General features: G+C 39.6%; 22 protein-coding genes. 6 read left to right on the forward strand and 16 right to left on the reverse strand.

Annotated elements, in window-relative coordinates; all coding sequences use genetic code 11:
• Positions 1-4: 4 nt before the first annotated feature.
• The 12 genes from F909_RS14215 to ispH all read right to left on the reverse strand — a co-directional run bounded on the left by F909_RS14215 (position 5) and on the right by ispH (position 12063).
• A complete protein-coding gene (locus F909_RS14215) occupies positions 5-757 on the reverse strand; it encodes a pilus assembly PilX family protein (protein ID WP_005147286.1) in 753 nt (250 codons plus the stop codon).
• A complete protein-coding gene (locus F909_RS14210; RefSeq protein WP_005147287.1) occupies positions 754-1779 on the reverse strand; it encodes a PilW family protein in 1026 nt (341 codons plus the stop codon). Before F909_RS14210 ends, F909_RS14215 begins: the two co-directional genes overlap by 4 nt.
• 1 nt (position 1780) lies before the next feature.
• Positions 1781-2269 carry a type IV pilus modification protein PilV gene (gene pilV, locus F909_RS14205; protein WP_005147290.1) on the reverse strand — a complete coding sequence of 163 codons (489 nt, stop codon included), beginning with the start codon at positions 2267-2269 and terminating at the stop codon, positions 1781-1783.
• Complete coding sequence (locus F909_RS14200) at positions 2266-2856, reverse strand: GspH/FimT family pseudopilin (RefSeq protein WP_005147292.1); 591 nt, start codon at positions 2854-2856, stop codon at positions 2266-2268. Before F909_RS14200 ends, pilV (F909_RS14205) begins: the two co-directional genes overlap by 4 nt.
• A 374-nt stretch (positions 2857-3230) precedes the next feature.
• Complete coding sequence (locus tag F909_RS14195; RefSeq protein ID WP_032877704.1) at positions 3231-3692, reverse strand: type IV pilin protein; 462 nt, start codon at positions 3690-3692, stop codon at positions 3231-3233.
• On the reverse strand, positions 3686-4192 hold the full coding sequence (locus F909_RS14190) for a type IV pilin protein (RefSeq protein ID WP_005147296.1): 507 nt from the start codon (positions 4190-4192) through the stop codon (positions 3686-3688). Before F909_RS14190 ends, F909_RS14195 begins: the two co-directional genes overlap by 7 nt.
• Positions 4193-4201: 9 nt before the next feature.
• Positions 4202-8119, reverse strand: a complete 3918-nt coding sequence (locus F909_RS14185) for a pilus assembly protein (protein ID WP_081401908.1) — start codon at positions 8117-8119, stop codon at positions 4202-4204.
• Positions 8120-8139: 20 nt separating this feature from the next.
• Positions 8140-8925, reverse strand: a complete 786-nt coding sequence (locus F909_RS14180; protein WP_005147298.1) for a pilus assembly PilX family protein — start codon at positions 8923-8925, stop codon at positions 8140-8142.
• The gene (locus F909_RS14175) at positions 8922-9980 is read right to left on the reverse strand and encodes a PilW family protein (RefSeq protein WP_005147299.1); all 1059 of its coding nucleotides are present in this window, start codon (positions 9978-9980) and stop codon (positions 8922-8924) included. Before F909_RS14175 ends, F909_RS14180 begins: the two co-directional genes overlap by 4 nt.
• Positions 9981-10484: a type IV pilus modification protein PilV gene (gene pilV / locus F909_RS14170; RefSeq protein ID WP_005147300.1), complete on the reverse strand. Its 504-nt coding sequence runs from the start codon at positions 10482-10484 to the stop codon at positions 9981-9983.
• On the reverse strand, positions 10484-10972 hold the full coding sequence (locus tag F909_RS14165; RefSeq protein ID WP_005147301.1) for a pilus assembly FimT family protein: 489 nt from the start codon (positions 10970-10972) through the stop codon (positions 10484-10486). Before F909_RS14165 ends, pilV (F909_RS14170) begins: the two co-directional genes overlap by 1 nt.
• A gap of 140 nt (positions 10973-11112) precedes the next feature.
• Positions 11113-12063, reverse strand: a complete 951-nt coding sequence (gene ispH, locus F909_RS14160) for a 4-hydroxy-3-methylbut-2-enyl diphosphate reductase (protein ID WP_005147304.1) — start codon at positions 12061-12063, stop codon at positions 11113-11115.
• 103 nt (positions 12064-12166) lie between these two features.
• Between ispH and gmk the strand changes: the two genes are divergently transcribed.
• The 6 genes from gmk (at position 12167) to bfr (ending at position 17278) form a co-directional block, all read left to right on the forward strand.
• The gene (gene gmk / locus F909_RS14155) at positions 12167-12790 is read left to right on the forward strand and encodes a guanylate kinase (RefSeq protein ID WP_005147306.1); all 624 of its coding nucleotides are present in this window, start codon (positions 12167-12169) and stop codon (positions 12788-12790) included.
• A gap of 69 nt (positions 12791-12859) precedes the next feature.
• A complete protein-coding gene (gene rpoZ / locus F909_RS14150) occupies positions 12860-13138 on the forward strand; it encodes a DNA-directed RNA polymerase subunit omega (protein WP_004657467.1) in 279 nt (92 codons plus the stop codon).
• Positions 13139-13437: 299 nt separating this feature from the next.
• Positions 13438-15555: a RelA/SpoT family protein gene (locus F909_RS14145; protein WP_005147308.1), complete on the forward strand. Its 2118-nt coding sequence runs from the start codon at positions 13438-13440 to the stop codon at positions 15553-15555.
• Between the two features lie 165 nt (positions 15556-15720).
• Positions 15721-16101 carry a RidA family protein gene (locus tag F909_RS14140; RefSeq protein ID WP_005147310.1) on the forward strand — a complete coding sequence of 127 codons (381 nt, stop codon included), beginning with the start codon at positions 15721-15723 and terminating at the stop codon, positions 16099-16101.
• A 219-nt stretch (positions 16102-16320) separates the two neighbouring features.
• Positions 16321-16515 carry a bacterioferritin-associated ferredoxin gene (locus F909_RS14135; protein ID WP_004776027.1) on the forward strand — a complete coding sequence of 65 codons (195 nt, stop codon included), beginning with the start codon at positions 16321-16323 and terminating at the stop codon, positions 16513-16515.
• A gap of 298 nt (positions 16516-16813) precedes the next feature.
• A complete protein-coding gene (gene bfr / locus F909_RS14130) occupies positions 16814-17278 on the forward strand; it encodes a heteropolymeric bacterioferritin subunit Bfr (protein WP_005147312.1) in 465 nt (154 codons plus the stop codon).
• Between the two features lie 62 nt (positions 17279-17340).
• On the opposite strand, the gene F909_RS14125 is transcribed toward bfr, so the two are convergent.
• From F909_RS14125 to F909_RS14110, 4 genes are all read right to left on the reverse strand, one after another.
• The gene (locus tag F909_RS14125) at positions 17341-18981 is read right to left on the reverse strand and encodes a PglL family O-oligosaccharyltransferase (protein ID WP_005147314.1); all 1641 of its coding nucleotides are present in this window, start codon (positions 18979-18981) and stop codon (positions 17341-17343) included.
• An 82-nt stretch (positions 18982-19063) separates the two neighbouring features.
• Positions 19064-19801, reverse strand: a complete 738-nt coding sequence (gene tfpZ / locus F909_RS14120; RefSeq protein ID WP_005147315.1) for a TfpX/TfpZ family type IV pilin accessory protein — start codon at positions 19799-19801, stop codon at positions 19064-19066.
• Between the two features lie 44 nt (positions 19802-19845).
• On the reverse strand, positions 19846-20376 hold the full coding sequence (locus tag F909_RS14115) for a pilin (protein WP_005147316.1): 531 nt from the start codon (positions 20374-20376) through the stop codon (positions 19846-19848).
• A 197-nt stretch (positions 20377-20573) separates the two neighbouring features.
• A complete protein-coding gene (locus F909_RS14110; RefSeq protein ID WP_171067277.1) occupies positions 20574-21104 on the reverse strand; it encodes a pilin in 531 nt (176 codons plus the stop codon).
• Between the last annotated feature and the right edge of the window lie 152 nt (positions 21105-21256).

The raw sequence follows: 21256 nt of genomic DNA on the forward strand, positions 1-21256 counted from the left end.
TCCCTTATGAACTCGAAGGTTCAAAGTCAGACAAGAAACGATATTCTGCGACTTGTATGTTATATATTGGTTTTTCTGAATTTTGTTTTAGGCAAGTTGCAACGTCATTCGCACCGTTATTGTCGATACTTTTGGTTAAACAGCCTTTTTTAATATCATCATCTACTTTAAATAAGGCATCAGAAGTGAGTAAACCCTGCATGACCGATACAACATAAACCCGTAAGCGAATATTATTTTCGGTTTTAGCGCCGAACACTTCTGTACCACGAGAAAGATCAGCAAAAGGTGCTGTGGCCGAGATTTCTCTTTTGATATAAACCTGAGTAACCACTTGTTTACGGCCACTAGAACGAGAAGCGGTATCATTCTCGGCATTATTTGGATCAACTTTACAGGCACCACTATTGGTTGCCATAGGTTCAAACGTTGCGCTATTTAAACGATAACCTGCTTTACCAAGCGCAAATGGGTCTGTGCCTGAGAAACAGAACACCAATTCCGCATTTTTGTTATTTTCATTTTTAAAGTACCCGACAATCCCATTGGCAGAAGCAAGATTTTGCTGAGTATTTGGATCTTGAAAATACATCAATGCTGTATCCGCATTTTGTGCCAATAATGTCTGCATTTGATGGTTACTCACCAATTTAAGTGAGCTAATACTTTGACGAATCGCCAGTGTGCCGACGATCGTAATCATCAGCACAATCATCAGCACAACAACCAGTGTAGAACCGCGTTGAGCATGCATCATGTCCCAGCCCCCCCATTTGTACAGGTTGTGGTTTTACTACTATCACAACCTTCTGAAACCCAGCCCATTGCATTTCTTAAAGAAATCGTTTGATCAACAGCCTGCCGTAAATAATTATCTTGGGAAGCAGGTGTAAGATTGACTTTGCTACCAAGAACCTGAAATGGCTCTTTATTTCTTTGTTTAATCACAGACTGATTGCCCGTCTTATCATCCGAACGAACCAACACACCGATTTGAATCGCATGAACATAAGGACGAAAGGCCTGCACGACCCCATCAATATTTTTTTTCGTTGCCGTCAATGCCATATAATTTTTAACATCGGTATAAGCCAACGTACTATTTGCACTATTTAAATCACCATCCATGTAACCTAAACGGATCTGAAAAAAATCTACATTGGGTAAAATGACCTGGCTTGCTCCCCAAGCCAATTTCAAACGATCAGTTGGTGTCTTGGTATCAAGCGTCGCTTGTGTATATTGTGCAGCTTGACAGCGTAAAGATTGCCGCGTATCTGTTGATGTCGAACCGACATAATAACGCTGTATGACAAAAGTCCCATTCGCAACATCTGCACCGGAACAATCAAGACCACCTTGGGGTGCCTGATAACGAATGAGCAATTGATCATTGGTTAAACCCGTGACATTGGCATTACCAAAACTAGTGACTTGGTTATTCGCAAAACAAGCTGCACAATTAAGGTCTATTTTTTCACCGACATTATTCGAGCTGAGTAAAATACCCGCATAAGCTGTTTGGTCATTAATCGCTGGAACGGGAGAGCTTAGGTTTGCTTTGCGAATATCATCAACAATGAAGTTCAATCCCAAACTGGCATTGTCTTGAATATGCGCCATTGCTTTTTGCAGCTTATAACTGGTAATACCCGTAATAAAAAGCTGAATCGCAGCAGCAACTATCAATAAACCCAAAGTGAGCGAAATCATTAATTCAATCAAGGTAAAGCCCGACTGAGCCTTCACATGTTTTAGATCTAAGAGGCCTGTTTTCATTTCAGTATGCCTCCAAGAACAAACAATGTGATCCTGAAACATAAGCACCATCTTTAATACATGCTGCAATTCCTTGATCACCTGCTAAATTGGTCTGATCCCAAGCGACATAAATACATTGCCGATTATTTCCTGTTGGACATTGATCGACTGCAAGATTCATCCCATTATTTTTTGCTTCTAGTGCTGCATTCTGTAAATCTTGTAAAGCAATTTTTTCAGGTTTGTCAGCTGCCATTGAAACATCAGTTTTAGGAACCTCAACCGCTTTCACCTTATATTTTCCAGCGCGAGTTGCTTGTGGATTTGCCCGCATCCGCTCAGCAAGGTCACGTGCAATGGTCGTTGCCAAAACCTGTTTATTCGCCTCAAAACTCGCATCGATTGCTCGCAACTGTAAAGCGGCAAATCCCAACACGCTGATTGCCAATAAAACCAAAGCAACCAATATTTCTACGAGCCCAACACCCTGTTGTTTTTTTATATTCATGGGCAAGCTCCCTCTTTTATAATTGTGTCTCCAATCACTCCAACTCGAACACAATAAAAAAGATTTTGGCGTTGCAAGATAAAATCTTTTTGTGCCGCAAGGCTGCCATTTCTTCTAAAATTGAGATTGGTTGATGAAGCATTGGTGCTTGTTACCCCATTTTCTAATCGTGCAATAAAAATTCGCTGTGTTTCTTCTTTTGGAATGGCTACGGCTGCTGCACAATCGGCGTCAGATAGAGATGCCAAGCAAAGACCTGTAGTTTGACGCAATAAAACAGCTTGGCTTCTCGCTTCAGAAATTTTCATGACAAGTTCACGTGCAGAGGACTCTAGCTTTTGACGGCTGTACATCGTTGCAAATGAAGGCGCTGCCATTAAGGCAATGATTGCCACAACTGCAATCGTTACAATAAGCTCAACCAACGTAAATCCTGAGCTAGGAAACCGCCGAGTATTACTCACGCCTACCCTAAGACAAGTAGCTATGCTTCGAGTATAAAGATAAGCAAAGCAACGCTTTTTCCTAAGAAGTAAAACTTCGCAAGAATAAGGAGCGCTTGGCTCTGAAAAGTGTGCTTGTTGCATATAGTCCTCCATATGCACAAATCTTTTTGTTTTAACGAGCATCTCAATTATTTTAATAAATTTTGATTCTACAAATTATTTTCACTTTACCTTTTCAGGTCTCTCATTCTTAAGTCTGTAAAATCAAATCGTTATATCAATGAAATGAACGCTATTTTCGTGATTGTTTTCATGTTTAATACCAATTTCCGTCTAAAATACACTTAAATCCACCTTTAAGAGATAAAAGGTAGGTAACAGCAGACAAATGATAAATAAGTCACATTCATTAATTATTATTGTTAAATATGTTAAATAATACATATGGATAAGCATAAAAAAAGCAAACATTCAGAATGTTTGCTTTTTAAAGTGTTCATAATGGTGTTAAAGCGTTAGCGACCATCCCAGTTTGAAGTTGCAGAAGGGATACAAGCTGTACCACTATTTTTATCGCTTCCTTTGGTCCAGCAACGCTCTCCTCTAAAATTTAAAACAATATGCCCATCACCTGTTTGTGCTCCTGCTGGGGTCGCTGTTAACGTCCAAGTTCCTGCTGTGACATTTGACAATGCCAAATTATATAAAGTATCTGTCCCAGATTGAGGAAACTTACCACTATGTCCCACATTAATAAGTGCTATAGGCGTACCATCTGTTTTTAGAAAAGTAAAATTAGCGATTTTATAATGCTGCAATCGCCCCGCGAGTTCGATCATGTCCGCCTGCGCATCTATTCGCTTCGTTCTACGAACGTACTCTTGGTATGATGGATATGCAATTGAAGCAAGAATTCCAATAATGACCACAACAATCATGAGTTCAATAATTGTAAAACCCTGTATTTTTCTTACCATTCTTCACGCCCCACGCCACACGTCGCGTTCCCTATATTTGTAGCTGTAATATTGGCTTTAGTCTTATTTTTACAACGCAAACCTGAACTCGTCATAAGAAAACTATAGTTTTTCGTATCCATCGGATCAGCAGCTTTCCATATTGCCAACATCATCCAACTTTGCCCTACAGCATTTGCAGCTGTTAAAGGAATATTAGCACCAGAGCCATCACTAATCTGAATTGTATACTGTATCGCTGAGCCTGTAACACCTGCGGGCAACACAATAGGGCTAGGTACCGTTTGAAAACCTAAATAATTAAAATTACGTGTTTTACTTCGTTCCAACTCAGTAGCGGTAAGTTGCATGACTTGCTGTGCCTGAGCTGCAATCGCTCTATAGGCATACGCTTGATAACTTGCTATCGCTATCGCTGTCGCAATTGCAACAAGTACAACAACCACCATTAACTCAATCAAGGTAAAACCTCGAGAAGAAATGAAACTTTTATTCAACATGATTCATTCCTACCTTGAACGTTCATACCAGCGTTGTGGTACTAAGCAAATTTTACTACTTCCCGCAGAAATAATGCCACCGATACTGGTTGCCCCACGATTTCCTGTAGACAGACAATAATTTTTATTGTTGGTTCCATCTCCTGATGAAGGTGGTGGATTCGGAGTATCAGTACATTTTTGTGTTGTTGGATCGCATTTTTGTTCATCGTCGACAATGGCTGTATATTGAATGCCCGCACCTAATGAACAGCCATCTCCTGTACTACAAGGGATAGGAGGGTCACCAATTGTCTTATTACATTGTCCGTAAGGCATACAGAACTGATTTAAAAAGCTTTCTCCTTTTACACCAGCACCACAATCACCTGATAGGCCTGGTTTACTGCTATCAAATGTTGATACAAATAAACGATTATTTAATGCAATTGGCGTAGCAAAAATCTTCGCACTCTGTAACTTATTGGATTGGAATCGATAGAACCATCCCTTTTGGCTATAAGGGGCAACCAAGGTTGTATTATCATTTCGATTAGTTGCTTTCACTTCTCCAAGACTGCCATTTGCTAAGTCAGTAGGTGTTACTGTGGTGGTTACATAGCTATAACTAGAGCTATATAAATTCCGAGCGGCTACATCTTTATCATATATATTATAAACCGAATCATAATCATAGCCTGAAGTGCCCACGGTATAATCTTTTAAAGGAACACTACGATTACCGCTACCAATTGAAATTACCGCAAAAGTATTTCCAGCATAATCATAAACTGAAAATGCTGGCATTTCATAAAAACGCGGACTTGTGCCGATAGAGCCAGAAGCTTTATGTAAATTCAACAATAGTCTTGGTGCTTTTGCAAAAGTTGCAGTTGATGTTGCACTATTATCTAAATCGATACGGAATAATTGTCCACCTAAGTCACCAAAATATAAATGATCAGTTAAACCATCGCCATCTCGATCTTCAGCACGAATCTGGCTCACCACACTATATTTAAGGTCATCTGCTTTAAGACCGATTACCCCTGTGGTTGTATTGGTCGCATTGGCACTTGACCACCAAAGCAAATCACCGTTGTCAGCATCAAACATATAAACACCACCACCTTTTTTGTTGGTTTGCTCATATGTATCACTTTCATATCCACCACTATTTGCTTTACCATCGGTGCCACCAGCATCGTAACCACCACCAACAAACATCACCCGTTTACGCGAGCTTCCCCATTTAACCCATGCAATGGTTGGTTTTGACCAACTCTCGCCCATATACTGCAATTCACTAAATGATTTGCTACCGCCATTGCTAAAGACACTTTGATCATCAGGAGAAATTTGAAATAACAGTTTCGGACTGTCTATATTTTGAAGATCCAAAGCATAGTAACTACGCCCCCCCATACGTAAACCACCATATGCAATTTGTTTGCCCTTCTGTGAATTACGTCCAGTACCTACCGTTAAATTTCCAGAACTATCTGCCACATACTCTGTATATGTTACCCACGCACCATCTATCCCATAATAGAGGTTCGACATCCCCATCGTCGTCGTATCATATTTCTGGAAAGCCTTAGGCTGCCTATCGATCATTTCATTTGGTACAAATGCAAATTTTTCTTGCCCTGTTTTAGCATCGACGATATGCAATAAGCCCTGAGTCGTACCAAATAACACATAATCTTCTCGGTTAGATGAGCTTAAAGTGCCATTACTATAATTTATTGTCCCTTTATTGGTGATTAATAAGGGTGATGAATGCATAACAGCACCAATTTGACGAAGCTCTGGTGACGCGCTTAATGATGCTGTTGTAATCGCATTTGGATTCGTTGGATCAACCCCATAGCCCAAAAGTAGCATTAAATAACCACGGTTAGGATCATTCTGATATGTCGTATCAGTTAAGTCTGCGCTGGTTACGCGACGCAACGTTGAGCTACTTCCAAAAACTGTAGAAGTCCCTGTTCCAGTGCCTAAGCGATTGGTCAATAATTTTCTGTTTTCTGTTGTAGCACCCGTATCCATTTTTAATTTGAGCTGCGACCATGCACCACCCTTTAACGCAAACAGGTTACTCCCCAAAGTACCCTCATCTGCAGCTTTAATCGCAGCATCAGTACTCACAGCCGTTGACCATAGATCGTAATTATTCACGATACGACCGTTACTATCTAATATTTTATTTCCACTTTTATCCTTAAGAACACCAGCAACCACATTATACTTCTTCAAATTACCGGCCCACAGCTGATAGGATTTATCAGGGGTAGGCTGGAATTGAGGGAAATATGCTTCTTTCTGCAAAACAGATGGATTCAAACTATCTTTTGGAACGGTAGGTGAGCCTGTCGTTACAGCTGGAATTGTAGTTCCTAGATTACCCAAAAAAGCATTTACACTATCAACAATATCTTGGGAACTATTTCCTCTATACCAGCCACCTTCGCCAATAATTCCCCAATATGCTGCATTTTTCTGATCTGTATCGATCGTACCTAGTGCATCTATATTCTGCTGCTGGGTTTTATTTTTATCATAAGAAGGCATATCGGAAAAAAGATTACCAAAGCCAACCACAGCCGTTTTAAATTTCAAATTCGCTGGATTTTTTGCTGGATCCAGAAGATTCTGAACGAACTGATGCATACACCCCCAACCAGAATCTGTATCGGTACAACTGAATGTTGAACTCTTTGATGCCAATGATGCTTGCATCATCGCTTGAGCATTACCATTACTATTCGGTGCACCATCCGTTAATACATAAATCCCCTGTCCACTACATTTTTTCACATCATCTGTCTGTTGCAATGAGCTTGGCATTTGATACAACGTTTTAGCTGAATTTTTTGCATCGTCATACGAGTATGCAAAACCACTTGCCGTCGAGTTTGCGATATTATTTTTATAAAAATAGTAATAGCCTGATGACGTTGTATATGTGTCATATGCTGGTAGGCCATTGGTATAACTTGAGGAATAAGAGTCACAGCCACCCGTCACTGTTGGAGCAGTACAACTATAAAATCTATAAGGATTCGTATAAGTCGTGGGTGCTCGCCCGATAATTCCTCTCTCTGTTCCACCCGTTGTGGTTCCAAACAAGTAAGCTGAAGCTTCAGCGTAGGCATTTGCAGTAGGCGTACCGCCTCGTGCACCGAGTTTAGCAACCTCATTTAAAAGGATCTGCCGTTGGGTTACACCATTCACAACTGTACTCAGTTTTCTAGCAGGAATTCGCACTTGACCAGTTAAGTTATCAGCTGTTAAGGGCTGACCACTTGAATCAAAACTTGTAGGCCGTGAAAAGGTACTTAAGCCAATCACTTTGTCATCACCCAATCTGACAATACCTTTTGAGGTATTGCCATACAGGAGATCAAACATACCATCTTTCAAACGTGTAATACGATCATAATAAGGACGTGTCATACCTACATAATAATAGGTATAAGTTCCAGATCCATCGGTATAGCTAGGTAAGTCACTTGGTACTGTTGTAGATGCTCCCCCCCATGTACACGCAGAACTGGTCTCAGCCTCATTGGTACATTTTTGATAATAAGTCCGTCTACTTTGTACGTAGCTTCTATATTTATAGGTCTTGGTCTCAATAGCATTACAATAATATCTTTGATAGATCGGCGAGCCGTTTGTAGATGCAACAGAGCCCGAACTATCAATTGTTATATTTGATGGAACATCACATGCATCTCTATTTCCCGAAAGTTGTGGCGCCCCCATACTCCCTGAAATATCGAGCATGAACATGAGAGTAATTTCACCGGACTTGGCTTCTTGGTAGATATCAATGTCACTGGCTTGGGCAACACTATTTGCGATTATAGTTGTACAAAATGCAGTCATGCTTACGGTAAGCAACTGTTGACGATATGATGCAAAAGTATTTTTCATATTCATTTTCATCGCATTTACCCCAATTATGAAAAGTTTTGAGTAATCGTGTATTCACTGATCTGTGTAGTGAATGGAACATTTAAACTGGTTAAGCATTCCGTCACCGTTTTTAGTGGATTATCTTTATCTGGTGTTGTACTAGGTATAGTAGGTACAGTGGTGTCACTCGGAATTGAGAGTTCACTCATATGTTTTTGTAAACAGTTATCGAGATCTGCTGTGCTAACACTAGTTACTGTTGGCATGAGAGATACTGCAAAAATCCTGACTCTTTTTGCTTCTTCAATTTGCCCTTGTTTTGTGTCTGTGCCGCGTTGGCGGTCATAAAAAGGATCTTGATTCTGATTTGTTGAAAACTTCACAGCAACCTGTGTCATAACCGCTCTTCGTCCACTGGTAAACCAGTTCCCAGACGCGGCAGACGTACTGCAATAGCCATCTGTTCCTAGCATATTATTCGTTGGTTGGGTCTTTGCCGACTCCCATTGCATTAAACTGGCGCGGCTAATATCAAAAAACTTAGTTTGATCCCCTCTAAAACAGAAAACTAGTTCCTTGTTCTTATCATTAGGACCACTAATATAGCCGAACATTCCACTAACACTGAGGCTTTGAATTAAATTATCGCGATTTTCAACATTAAAAAATACTGCATCAGAGTTTTGCATGACCAATTGTGAAACCTGACTATTTGTCGCAATACTTAAACCTACCAGACTTTGCCGAATCGCGACTGTACCAATAACTGTAATCGCCACTAAAAAAATTAATACCACAATCAAAGTGGCACCCGATTGATGATGTCTCATGCGCCACGCTCCCCAATAACATTACGTAATGCAATCGTTTGTGATACAACTTGTCTTATATATTTGGGACTGCCTGCTTTAGGCTTCTTCACAATCACAGACTGATCCAACAGTGTAAAACTTTGATCTTCTTTAATGCTGTTTTCGGCACCTACAGACTGAGAAGAACGTGCCAGCATCCCTATTTGTAATGCGACAACCCTCGGTCTTGGTGTTACCAAAGTCATATAATCTTCAATTGAAATATAACGGCGGCTTGCAGCTGGTGCTTGAACCTTATCGTCCTGGATATTAAGTAATACTCTAAAATGATCCACCCGTTTCATAACAATTTCACCCGCATCCCCATATCCCGTAATGCTCATTGCAGGTGGAGTTGTTGCTGGTGGTACTGCTTTCACGGGATCAACAGGGTAATGGCCAGCATCACAAGCCAAAGCTAGACTCTGATTGGGTTCCTGAGTATCTTTATTATTATCAGCCCGTAAAAAATAGCGTTGTATAATTACTTGGCGGCCAAAATCTCCACCTTTGGCAGGCTGTGTCACAGGAAAGCTTAAAGCATTCCCCTCACAGTCATACCCGCCATTCCAAATCGTCCCTGTACTATCCAGCGTATATTGTGGTACAAACTGAATCACCAACTGATCACTTAATGCATCAGACCCAGCAATTTGAACATTGGATGGCCCAAAATTACTGCGAGATAGAAAATTAACAGCAACATTACTTCCTGTAACTTGTTGAAAAATATTACTAAGCAAAGTACCCGATGCATCTTTAGCTGCATTTGCAGAGGAGGTAAATACAATCCCACCATAAGCAGTTTGATCATTGATAGTGGCTATTGGGTTATTTAAGTTTGCCAAACGAATATCTTGTGATAAATAATTCAAACCAAAATTAGCATTATCTTGTATATCTGATACACCTTGCTGCATCGACAAACTCTTCTGCCCCGCTAAAAACAAAAGTACTGCCGCTGCGGAAATAATCAGCCCCAAGCTAAGCGACAACATCAATTCAATTAATGTGAAACCCTTTTGCTTTATCATTTAATAGGTCTCCATAATCACACAGGTCGACGTTGGGTTATAGACATTCCCATTGGTACAATCCCCAGTGCCTGTTCCATTTGTAGCACTAGATTCACCCCATGCCACATAAATACACTGGCGATTATTGGTATTTTGACAAGCCATAATATTCATAGTCATCCCAAAAGAGGCTGCTCTAGTCGTTACTTGGGCAATATCAAAATCTGCCAACTCTGCATCTGTACAAACAATTGATCCAATACATTTTTTGGTTGATGTTCTCTGGTTTACGGCATTCGACAGCTCGGATTGATAAGTATTAAAGGAGTTGCGATTCACTCTAATTCGTTCAGCCAAGTCTCGGGCTAACGTAATCGCTTGCACACGTGAAGTACTCTCGGCACTTGCCTCCAAGGAGCGATATTGGAGTGCAACGAAACCCAGCACACCAATTGCAAGTACTAACAAAGCAACTAAAATTTCAACAAGACCCACCCCGCGTTGATGATTTAAGGTATTCATTAACATGTTCCTTCAACAGTCTGTTGAATCGTTCCCATTCTTGAAATACTCACAATTTTTGATTTTTTATCGCTTCCTGTGGCGGTATTACAAATTTCAATATTCGTATCATTAGTGGTAGGTATACATTTTGGTGGTGTCGCTCCATCTAAAGTGCATAGCCCACCTGTCAAATTAAAATATATGGAAGCTGATAAATTTGTTTTTAAGACTGATTTACCATTAGGCATCCAGTTGAGCTGGTTATCAGTATTTGCTCTTGATGGTTGAGTCGAATTAGGTTGCAATAGAACCTCTACCTGTCTGCGTTCAACAACAGCTTTTGATCGCGCTTGGTTCAGTGTAAGAATGAGCTCTTGAGTACTTTTTCTAAAATTTTGAGCAACCATCATGTCCTGAAATAATGGCATACTCATAGTTGTAATAATCGCTAGTACCGCAATCGTCACCATCAACTCAATTAAGGTAAATCCCCGAGTTTTCCCCATTTCCCCAGCGCCCAATTATTAAAATTCACCACTCTATATTAAATTTTATTTTTACAGAACCAATACAAAGCAGATAAGCACCAAAAAAAAACGGATGGAGTGTCAGCCATCCGTTTCCAGTTCACATTTTTCTAATAAAATTAGGCTTGTATCACCTGTATACGCAACTCTTTTGGTAGACTAAAAGTGATATTTTCCTCTCTTCCTTCTAGCTCTTTGGGTGGTGTTGCACCCCAATCTTGTAAACGTTGAATCACTTGTTTAATTAAAATTTCAGGTGCAGATGCGCCAGCAGTGACACCAATTTTACTGTCTGCTTTGAACCAGCCTTTTTCAAGCTGATCCGCATTATCGACAAGGTAAGCAGACTTGCCCATACGTTCAGCTAATTCACGTAAACGATTTGAATTTGATGAATTTGGAGAACCGACCACCAACACCACATCACATTGCTCTGCTAGATCACGTACCGCATCTTGACGGTTTTGTGTTGCATAGCAAATATCATCTTTACGCGGACCTTGGATCATTGGAAATTTGCTTCTCAAAGCATCAATCACTTTAGCTGTATCATCAATAGACAACGTGGTTTGGGTAACAAAAGCCACTTTATCAGGATGATTCACCATTAAGGCTTCAACATCTTCTTCATCTTCAACGAGATAAATCTCACCACCACGAGACTTATCATATTGCCCCATGGTGCCTTCAACTTCTGGGTGACCTTCATGTCCAATTAGAATGGCTTCAGTCCCTTCACGAGCATATTTGGTCACTTCGATATGAACTTTAGTTACTAATGGACAAGTTGCATCAAATACTTTTAAACCGCGACGATCCGCTTCTTGTTGTACTGCCTTTGATACGCCATGTGCACTAAAAATCACAATGGAATCATCAGGCACTTGATCCAGCTCATCAACAAAAACAGCACCACGCTGACGTAAGTCGTCCACTACAAATTTGTTATGCACCACTTCATGACGTACATAAATAGGGGGGTTAAAACATTCCAGTGCCCGATTGACGATTGCTATAGCACGGTCAACACCAGCACAAAAGCCTCGTGGATTGGCCAACACGATTTCCATAACATCCTCTCTCATCAACTGAATTTTTACACCAAACTATTTCGTTTAATGGCACGCTACACTACAATAGCCAAGATATTTTATCATATTCAGGAAAAATATCATGTCGGGTCTCTTGTTTGTCGTTTCTGCAGCCTCAGGAACAGGCAAAACATCTTTGGTCAAAGCCCTACTCGATCGAGTCAGCAACCTCCATGTTTCTGTCTCACATACTACACGCGGTCAGCGTCCTGGTGAACTCGACGGTGTTCACTATCATTTTACAAATAAAGATACCTTTTTAGCACAAGTTAAAGAAGGTGGTTTCATCGAATACGCAGAAGTATTCGGAAACTATTACGGTACTTCACAAGCCAAAGTAAAAGAACAACTGCAACAAGGTCATGATGTTTTACTTGAAATTGACTGGCAAGGTGCTGAACAGGTACGTCGACTTTTTCCTGAATCGAAACAAATTTTTATCTTGCCACCAACACAATATGATTTAAGACAGCGTCTTTCCAATCGTGGTACTGATTCAGTCGATGTGATTGAACATCGCTTGAGTTGTGCAGTTGAAGATATGCGCCATTTCGCGAGTTTTGACTACGTTATTATTAATGATGATTTCAATAAAGCTGTACATGATTTGGAAGCGATCATCACTGCAAACCGTTTGGTCACCTTGCAACAAAGCAATCGTCATCAACAATTAATTGAAAACTTAATTACCCTTAATCGCGAATAACTTGAGTCTTGTATAAAAGCCTTTTATAATACTCAGTCTTTCAAATGTAATGTTCAAACGAGACAACTTATGGCACGTGTAACCGTTGAAGATTGTTTAGACCACGTAGATAACCGTTTTGAGTTGGTACTGGTAGCGAGTAAACGTGCACGTCAATTAGCACGTCAAGGTATGGAACCAACTGTAGAATGGGATAATGATAAACCAACAGTTGTTGCATTACGCGAAATTGCGGTTGGTCATGTGACTAAAGAAATTTTAAAACAGCGCGATCAAGACTATCAAACATCAAACCTTGATATGGTACTGTCTACAAATTCGTTAAACTTAGAAGGTTTCACTTTCTAAATCGAATTTGCTCTGTGTAAAAGCCCATTGTGAAGACTCTGGGCTTTTTTCTTTCTTGCAAAATTCGATACATATTGATAAAAGCAATATCCTTCATTGAAAAAATTTACGAGTTTTTATAATGAACAAATTGACAAGTTTAGCAATATGCTTTTCATTAGAGGCTAGGGACAATGTTTGTATTTCAACTTAGTTCTTCGGAGCTTTGATCGCTCCTGATGTATTCGGTATAACGCAATACAGGATTGAAATTTCAACCGCCCCGATCATTATTGAATTCATGTTATAAAAGGTGTTATATGCCAGGCGAAGAGGTCAGCCAAGCCAAGCAACAGCTCAGAGCAATTATTGAAGCCTATCTCAAAGATAGCGACGTTCAACGTGTGCTTGCTGCCTGCGATTTTGCTGATTTAGCGCATAGCGGTATTACGCGTAAAAGTGGTGAACCCTATGTACTACACCCCATTGCAGTGAGTTGCATTTTGGCGCACATGCGTCTTGATGCCGATACACTGATGGCAGCCTTATTACATGATGTGATTGAAGATACTGAATTTACCAAAGATGAAATTGGGCAAAAATATGGTTTGGTTGTCGCTGAACTTGTAGATGGTGTCACCAAACTCAGCCATTCCAGTGATAAAGAATATAACAAAGCCGCCTCGTTCCGAAAAATTTTACAAGCGACTCTACAAGACCCACGTGTCATTATTATTAAACTGGCTGACCGTTATCATAATATGACGACGTTGGGCGCACTTCGTCCTGATAAACGAGCGCGCATTGCGCAGGAAACACTGGATGTTTTTGTTCCGATGGCACGTCTCGTCGGGATGAACGAGATGGCAGATAACCTTGAACATCTATGCTATCAAAATCTTGATTTAGATATGTTTAATGATGTGCAAACCGCATTATTAGAAACCAAGCCAAAACGTTGTGAATATCAGGCAATTTGGGAACAAAAACTCTCTGACTTATTAAAAACACATGAACTAAAAGGCCGTATTAAAAAGAAAAATAACAATATCGAATTACTCCGCCATTTTGTTAAAAATGAAATTGATTTAAATGAACTCAGTCATAGTCATGCCTTTGAAATTATTTTACAAAGCATCGCCGATTGTGACCGTTTAGTTGAAGCACTCAAAGATAATTTCCAAGTTTTACAATATAGAGATCATATTCGCCGTCCACTACCTGGTGGTAACCAATCGCTCATGATCAAACTGAAAGGTGAAAAAACAACACTATCTTTGACCATTCAGACCGAGTTGATGCGTAAAGCAGCGCGCTTTGGTGTTGTACTTGGGGAAAATGCACCCCAAGCTTGTCGTTCAGCAATTCAAGCCTCTATGCAAAACTTGAATACCCTGATTGATAGTGGTTGTGCCAAAACCACATTTAGCGATTTGCTCGATTATTTACACCAAGAAAAAATCTGGGTGTATACGCCACATGGTCAATTGCATGAATTACCGCAGGGCGCAACGGTTGTTGATTTTGCTTATTCTGCCAGCCTATTTTTAGGCAACCATGCCGTGGGTGCAAAAGTTGATGGTGAAATTCGTCCATTGTCGACGCCGCTACATAGCGGGCAAGTAGTAGAAATTATTACCGATGTGCTTGCTACCCCAAATCCAGATTGGCTTAGCTTCATCAATACCCAAAAAGCACGCCGCGCACTACAAAATATACTCCGTGAACAGGACATTGAAGAACAACGCTTGGTTGGGCAACAGGCATTAAATCGTGCATTAAAACTGTTCCAACGCTCTATCAATGATCTTTCACCGACTGATTGGATTAACGTGCTCGAGTGGCGACACTTAAGTAATAAGGATACCTTGTTCGAACAAATTGCTGTGGGAGATCTACTGCCACAACTGGTCGCAAATCATCTATTTGCTCAGGATTACCATTCACAGCACCAAGAAGTATCTGATCGTTTAATTATTGGTACAGAAGGCGTTGATGTAAAATATGCACATTGTTGTAACCCTGTACTTGGCGATCCAATTCAGGGACATCTGTCACGACGTGGCTTAATCGTCCATCGCTCACGGTGTCGCAACTTATTGCATGAACAGCACCTACATCCAGAAAATATCATGCCTCTACATTGGCAATCTGAAGAAATTGATGATGTTCGCTTCAGTGCTTATCTTTGTATTCATATGGCCATGAATGATGAACAAATTTCTGATTTGATTTATCAATGTCGTAAAGCCAAAATTGGGGTGGAAATGGTTCACTCGCAAGACCAAAAAACCTATGTCAATATTGTGGTGAGTAACCGCAATCAAATCGCACAGATTATTCGCGACTTAAGAATGCATTTTGGTTTTCCACGGATTGAGCGCTTAAATATGCCAATCGTTCAACCTGAAGTTGCAAAATTAGCGACGGCTAACTAGAGCTCATAGTACCCGTGCAGTGAAAAGTGACCGCATTTTATAGATATAAAAATCCTAACAATCAATTGATGCAATAGCGACTATCCAGTATTCAGGACTTTCGTGCCTACACTTTTGTGTTAAAGTCACATGGTTTAAGATAGAAAAACCACCTAGGAGAGCTAAATGTCACGCCAAGTTATTCATACTGAACACGCCCCTGCTGCTATCGGAACATATTCTCAAGCAATTCTTGTTGGCAATACGCTCTATCTTTCAGGCCAGATCGGTTTAGATCCGTATAGTATGGAACTTGTAGAAGGTATTGAAGCTCAAATCCGCCGCGTATTTGATAACCTTAAAGCAGTTTGTACTGCCGCTGGTGGTAGTTTGGCTGACATTGCAAAACTCAACATCTTCCTGACCGATCTGTCTCATTTTCAGTTGGTGAATCAAATCATGGGCGAATACTTTGCCCAACCTTATCCTGCACGTGCCGCGCTTGGAGTTGCAAGCTTGCCTAAAAATGCACTAGTCGAGATGGATGGGATTGTCATCATTCCATAAATTTTAAATATAATTCAAAAACTTAACCTAAAATATATTTCTAGACTATAAACCACCCTTGCGCAGAAATCCGAGCAGCACTCGGATTTCCGCTCATGTGGTATTTTTTTATTCAAATTCTCAATAAGAATATATTCATTATTAGAATGAAATTCATTGACAAACGATAACAATTATCAATAATATCAATTATCGCATTTATATTTATGGCTCACTCCCATGTATGTTTGTTTATGTCGTGGAATTACAGATCAGGATATCAAAGACGCTGTTGCAAATGGCGCTGAAAGCTATCGTGAAATCCGCGACCTACTCGACCTAGGTACATGCTGTGGTCGTTGTGCTCCCGAAGCTCGTGCAATTATCAGTGATGAACTGGCCGAAATTGCTGCACGCATCTCTATCGCTGCTTAATTTATCTCCAAATAATATCACTCAATTTTTACTCGTTTTTACGACTCCACCGCTTTCTGTAGAACTTTAAAAGTTCCTCACTCAAGCGGTTTTTTTATAAAAATCATAACAATATTAGGATGTTTTTGATTGTGATTTTCATTTGCCGTTCTATAAACTACTCGCCAGATGATTTTTTGTTGACTAAAATAATAAAAATTGCCTGAGTCAGGGTCTGTTGAGATTTCACAGAAGCTTGCGACTAAGGGCATTCTTTAGATGCTACTTGGCATCACTTAGTGTTTTTGGAGTAAGCGCAATGAAAGGCAATCGTGAAGTTATTAACCAGCTCAATCAGGTGCTTTACCACCATTTAACCGCAATTAATCAATATTTTCTGCACTCACGCATGTTTAATGATTGGGGAATTGAGCAACTCGGTTCAGCCGAATATAAAGAATCTATTCGTCAAATGAAACATGCAGATAAAATCATCGGACGCATTTTGTTTTTAGAAGGCTTACCGAACTTACAGCATCTAGGTAAGTTGTATATTGGTCAACATACCGAAGAAGTGCTCAACTGCGATATTCGTAAAGTTAAAGAGAATATTGAGGCAATCAAGCAAACGGTTGAACTTGCAGAAGCAGAGCAAGATTATGTGACGCGTGACTTGGTTCAAGAGATCCTAGAGAAAGAAGAAGAGTACTGGGATTGGCTCGATACCCAGCTTGATCTGGTCGAAAATGTAGGCATTGAAAACTATATTCAAAGCCAAATCTAACTTAGACATTCCGATTTAGATTAAACCTCAAAAATAAAAGCCCTTAATCGGGCTTTTATTTTTTACTTAGTTTTATTATTCAGCTCGACAATCTCAGCCAGACTCAGCTTCTGTTTATATAACTGATTTAATACCACCAATTGCTGCTCAGCATCCTTAACTTTTTGATTGTATACCAACAATTGAGCATACTTTTTCAGGTTATAAGGTGTCGCCTTATTCTTTACCATTTCTCCAAGTTGCTTCAAATCTGTGTCTGACATCATTGTTTTCGGGTTTAAGACAATCCAATCCAGACGCTGCTGAAACTGTGTAAGCAGCAGAATTTTTGAGCTGCCTAATATCTCAGTTGTAGGTTGCTGCTTTTTAAAGACCAAACGGCTGTTTTCCTGAAAAAGCTTATAGTCACGCCACATCAACAGCAAGACCACAATCACAACCAACCAAATACAGCGAATCACATTTTTATGTACAACGATCCCTTTCAATGCAGGTGTTTGCGCTTGAATCAATCCCAATAGAAAACCCATTGGAAGTAAGAAATAGGCATAACGTTGCGGGAATTCCAACATGGCATGAATCAGGATTGCAACCACCATTAGAATTGCAATAATTGAGATAGTATCTTTGGCATTTTTATTCAGCCAGAAAAGCCATAAACTCATATACCCAATAATGAGAAGTCCAGGAGGTACCCCGTTCCAGACCAAAATATCGAGTAGAACATTGTGCGCACTGTTAAACCAAACTTGCACCGTATTAAAATCAATACTTTCAAAAACAGCAATACTGGTTTGGTTCCAACCATATCCGAACCAAGGTCTTTCAGCGATCGCATGTAAAATTTGTATCCACATCCCGATTCGTTCATGCCCTGATCCGGCACGTTGCACAATAGACGCTGTCTGAGTTACCCCCGTATCAATACTTGAACTTAAGAGCTGCGTAAGCACAGGCAATAAATAAGTCGCAATGACAAAGTACAGTCCTACCCAGAGCAGTAATCTTGGGAAATTAAATCGAGGTGAGTTTTTGTATTGTTTAAAAATCCAGTAAAAGAACAGGAAAATACAGACCAGCCAAGATGTTCTCGATTGAGTCAGGGTGATTGCAAACAAAGTGACCAAACTGGTAGGAATTAACAACCATAAAGTAAGTCTTCTTTTTTCATATAAATATAAAGCCCCCATTAAGCCCATAATTAAAAAGCTGGCAAGATTGTTCGGCTGACCAAAATTGGCATACGGCCGATTCCCTCTCAATTTCATCACCGCATCAAGGTAAGCTTCCAGATTCAGCCACTGGATCATCGCCATGATTGCACTAATAAACGAGATACTGAGTAACAAATAGCTCAGGCCCAGCATGATTCTTTCGCGTTGCTCAGCTTGTAGGCTTAGGTTGTATCCCGCAATAATCATTAACCAGAATACAAAAAGATAAGAGAAGCTGAGGAATGCGGTGCTAAAATCCGTAATCAGACCAAAAGCCCATTGGCATAGAGGGATAAGAGTAATCCCTAGCATTAAAATTTGAGGTCGTGGGATTTTTACGCTTTTATTAAAGAGCAGACCACCCACAGCTAAGGCTGCGCCAAAGCTTGCCAATTCACTGGAAAAAGTCACCCAAGGATAGGTATGAAATGGGGAAAGCCAGGCAAATCCGATCAAAATACCAGCAAGGAAAAAGCATAAGAATTGCATACTTCGTACATGAAAAAAAGGCTTAGTGAATTATATCGCTAAGCCTTCATACACAAACTAAATATAAGATAAAAACTACAATTTACTTCCAGGGACGTAGGTCTACAATTTTAACCACTTCGCCTTTTTCCTTATTAATGAGTACCGTCATATCCACTGCATTAGCCTTTAAAGGAACAAAGGCTGTTGCTTGTGGGTATTTAGACAAGATATTTTGCACCAAAGCTTTATCATTAAATTGATTTAATACATCCAAACTTTGTACACGCTTCTGAATTTGTTGTTTTACTTTAGCTAAAGCAATATAGCGCTCTGGACGCTGTGATATTGTAAGTCCACCCAATATCTCATCAAACATATCCTGATTTTTTTGTTTTCGGTCTACTGCAAACTGTATCGCTGCATACTCTGGTTTCAGCCAAGAAGGTTGTTGGAATTCTTTGGTAGCTTGCTGAATATTTTTAGTATAAACCTCATTGTTTTTGATTAAATCAAAACGGTCCACGCTGTAGACGATCCATGCTGGGCGCCCCTGAGCAATATGATATAGCCCATAACAAAGCGCAGAAATCTGAATTAAAATAATGACCGTTAAATCAAATTTTAGGCTTTTCTTGCCTTCTTTATAAACCAACCAAGTCAACGCAGGCCCAAGAATTAGGTCAATGCCCAACATCATCAAAAAAATATGTGTAACGCCTGTGGCTTTATTCAGTGGTGCTGGATACCAACATAGGAACACCACCAAAACAGCCACTAAAGCAACCCCAAACGAAATCATCAAATGAGCTGTAACAAATTTTGTTTTTGCAGATTTCATATCAATCTTGACTCAAAAATTCCTTTTAAAAATATATTATAAACTTATCTACAGGTTGAAGGCACATATTTAGGTTGTATCGTTCCAAGCATAGCCCCAAACATCCCCATTGCTTTCGCTGTTTCTTGGGTTTTTGAAGAACATGCCCAATCTACTGTCCCACTATCACCATTTGTTAATGCCACCTGTAAAGGTACAATTGTTTTATCATCGAGATGAATATAGGGGCTTAAAATCAATTTACTCTCAGTAGCTGCAACCCCTACCATTGTGCTTTTAAAGGTCGTAGTAATTTCTCCACTTTGTGAATTGATTAGTACACTTTCAACATATTTACTGGTTGCACCTTTATTATTTGCCTGTTTATTCCAAGATATTGCAACTACCTGTAAATCTAATGGAGAGATCACCGCCTCTGCTGCCATAGCAGCTTTTGCGCTATCTGCAAGACTCAGGCCCTCTAAAACACGAGCGCGAATGCTATAGTCCTGATAAGCAGGTAAGGCAATCGCCGCTAACACTCCAATAATTGCAACCACTATCATTAGCTCAATCAATGTAAATCCCTTTTCCATCCCAGTTCCCCCTATTTTTAATATTTATAATCAAACAAGAACCATGCCAAAAAAATTTTTAATATAAAACAATAACTTAATAAAATAAAGATATTTAATTAAATAAAAAATGTCAGTTATTAACTTTTTTTAACAAATTTAGAAAATATATAAAAATAAAAAAGCAGCTCGAGAGCTGCTTTTGATTTATATAAATATTAACGGCATTGAGATGGTGCATACTTAGCTAATAATGTAGCAGCAGTAAGTGAAGCATCAAGTTTTTGAGCTTTTGCAGTTTCGAAAGTAGTTGAAGCACAACCCCAATCTACAGAACCTGTTTGACCATTAGCTAAAGCTGCTTTTAAAGAAGGTGGTGGAGTAGCACCAGTTTGAACATATGGTTGTAATAATATAGTATTTTGACCAGTTTTAAGACCAACATTAGCAATATTATATGTTACGGTAATTTGACCTTCAGTATCATCTGCAACAAGTACTGAATCTACATATTTAGATACAGCACCTTTACCACCAGCTTGCGCATTCCAAGTAGTCACTGCTACTTTCAAATCTGTAGGTGAAGCAACACCACCAATTTGTTTCTGCAAATCACCAGCAATTGTTAAACCTTCAGTAATACGGGTACGAATCGTATAATCTTGGTATGCAGGAAGTGCAATCGCCGCCAAAATACCAATGATCGCCACAACGATCATCAATTCGATAAGAGTAAAACCCTTTTGCATTGATTTCATAACATTTCTCCAATGGATATTTTTTTATAAGCTTTTTTCAGCTATTTAGTAATTAGCATGTTTTATGCCAGTCCTTAGCTTAGCTAATTTTAACTTAAAAAAACAGAGACTTAAAAGAAATTCACACTGTACAAAAGAAGATC

Source organism: Acinetobacter sp. ANC 3929, assembly GCF_000369405.1.
In the GTDB taxonomy this organism is placed as follows: domain Bacteria; phylum Pseudomonadota; class Gammaproteobacteria; order Pseudomonadales; family Moraxellaceae; genus Acinetobacter.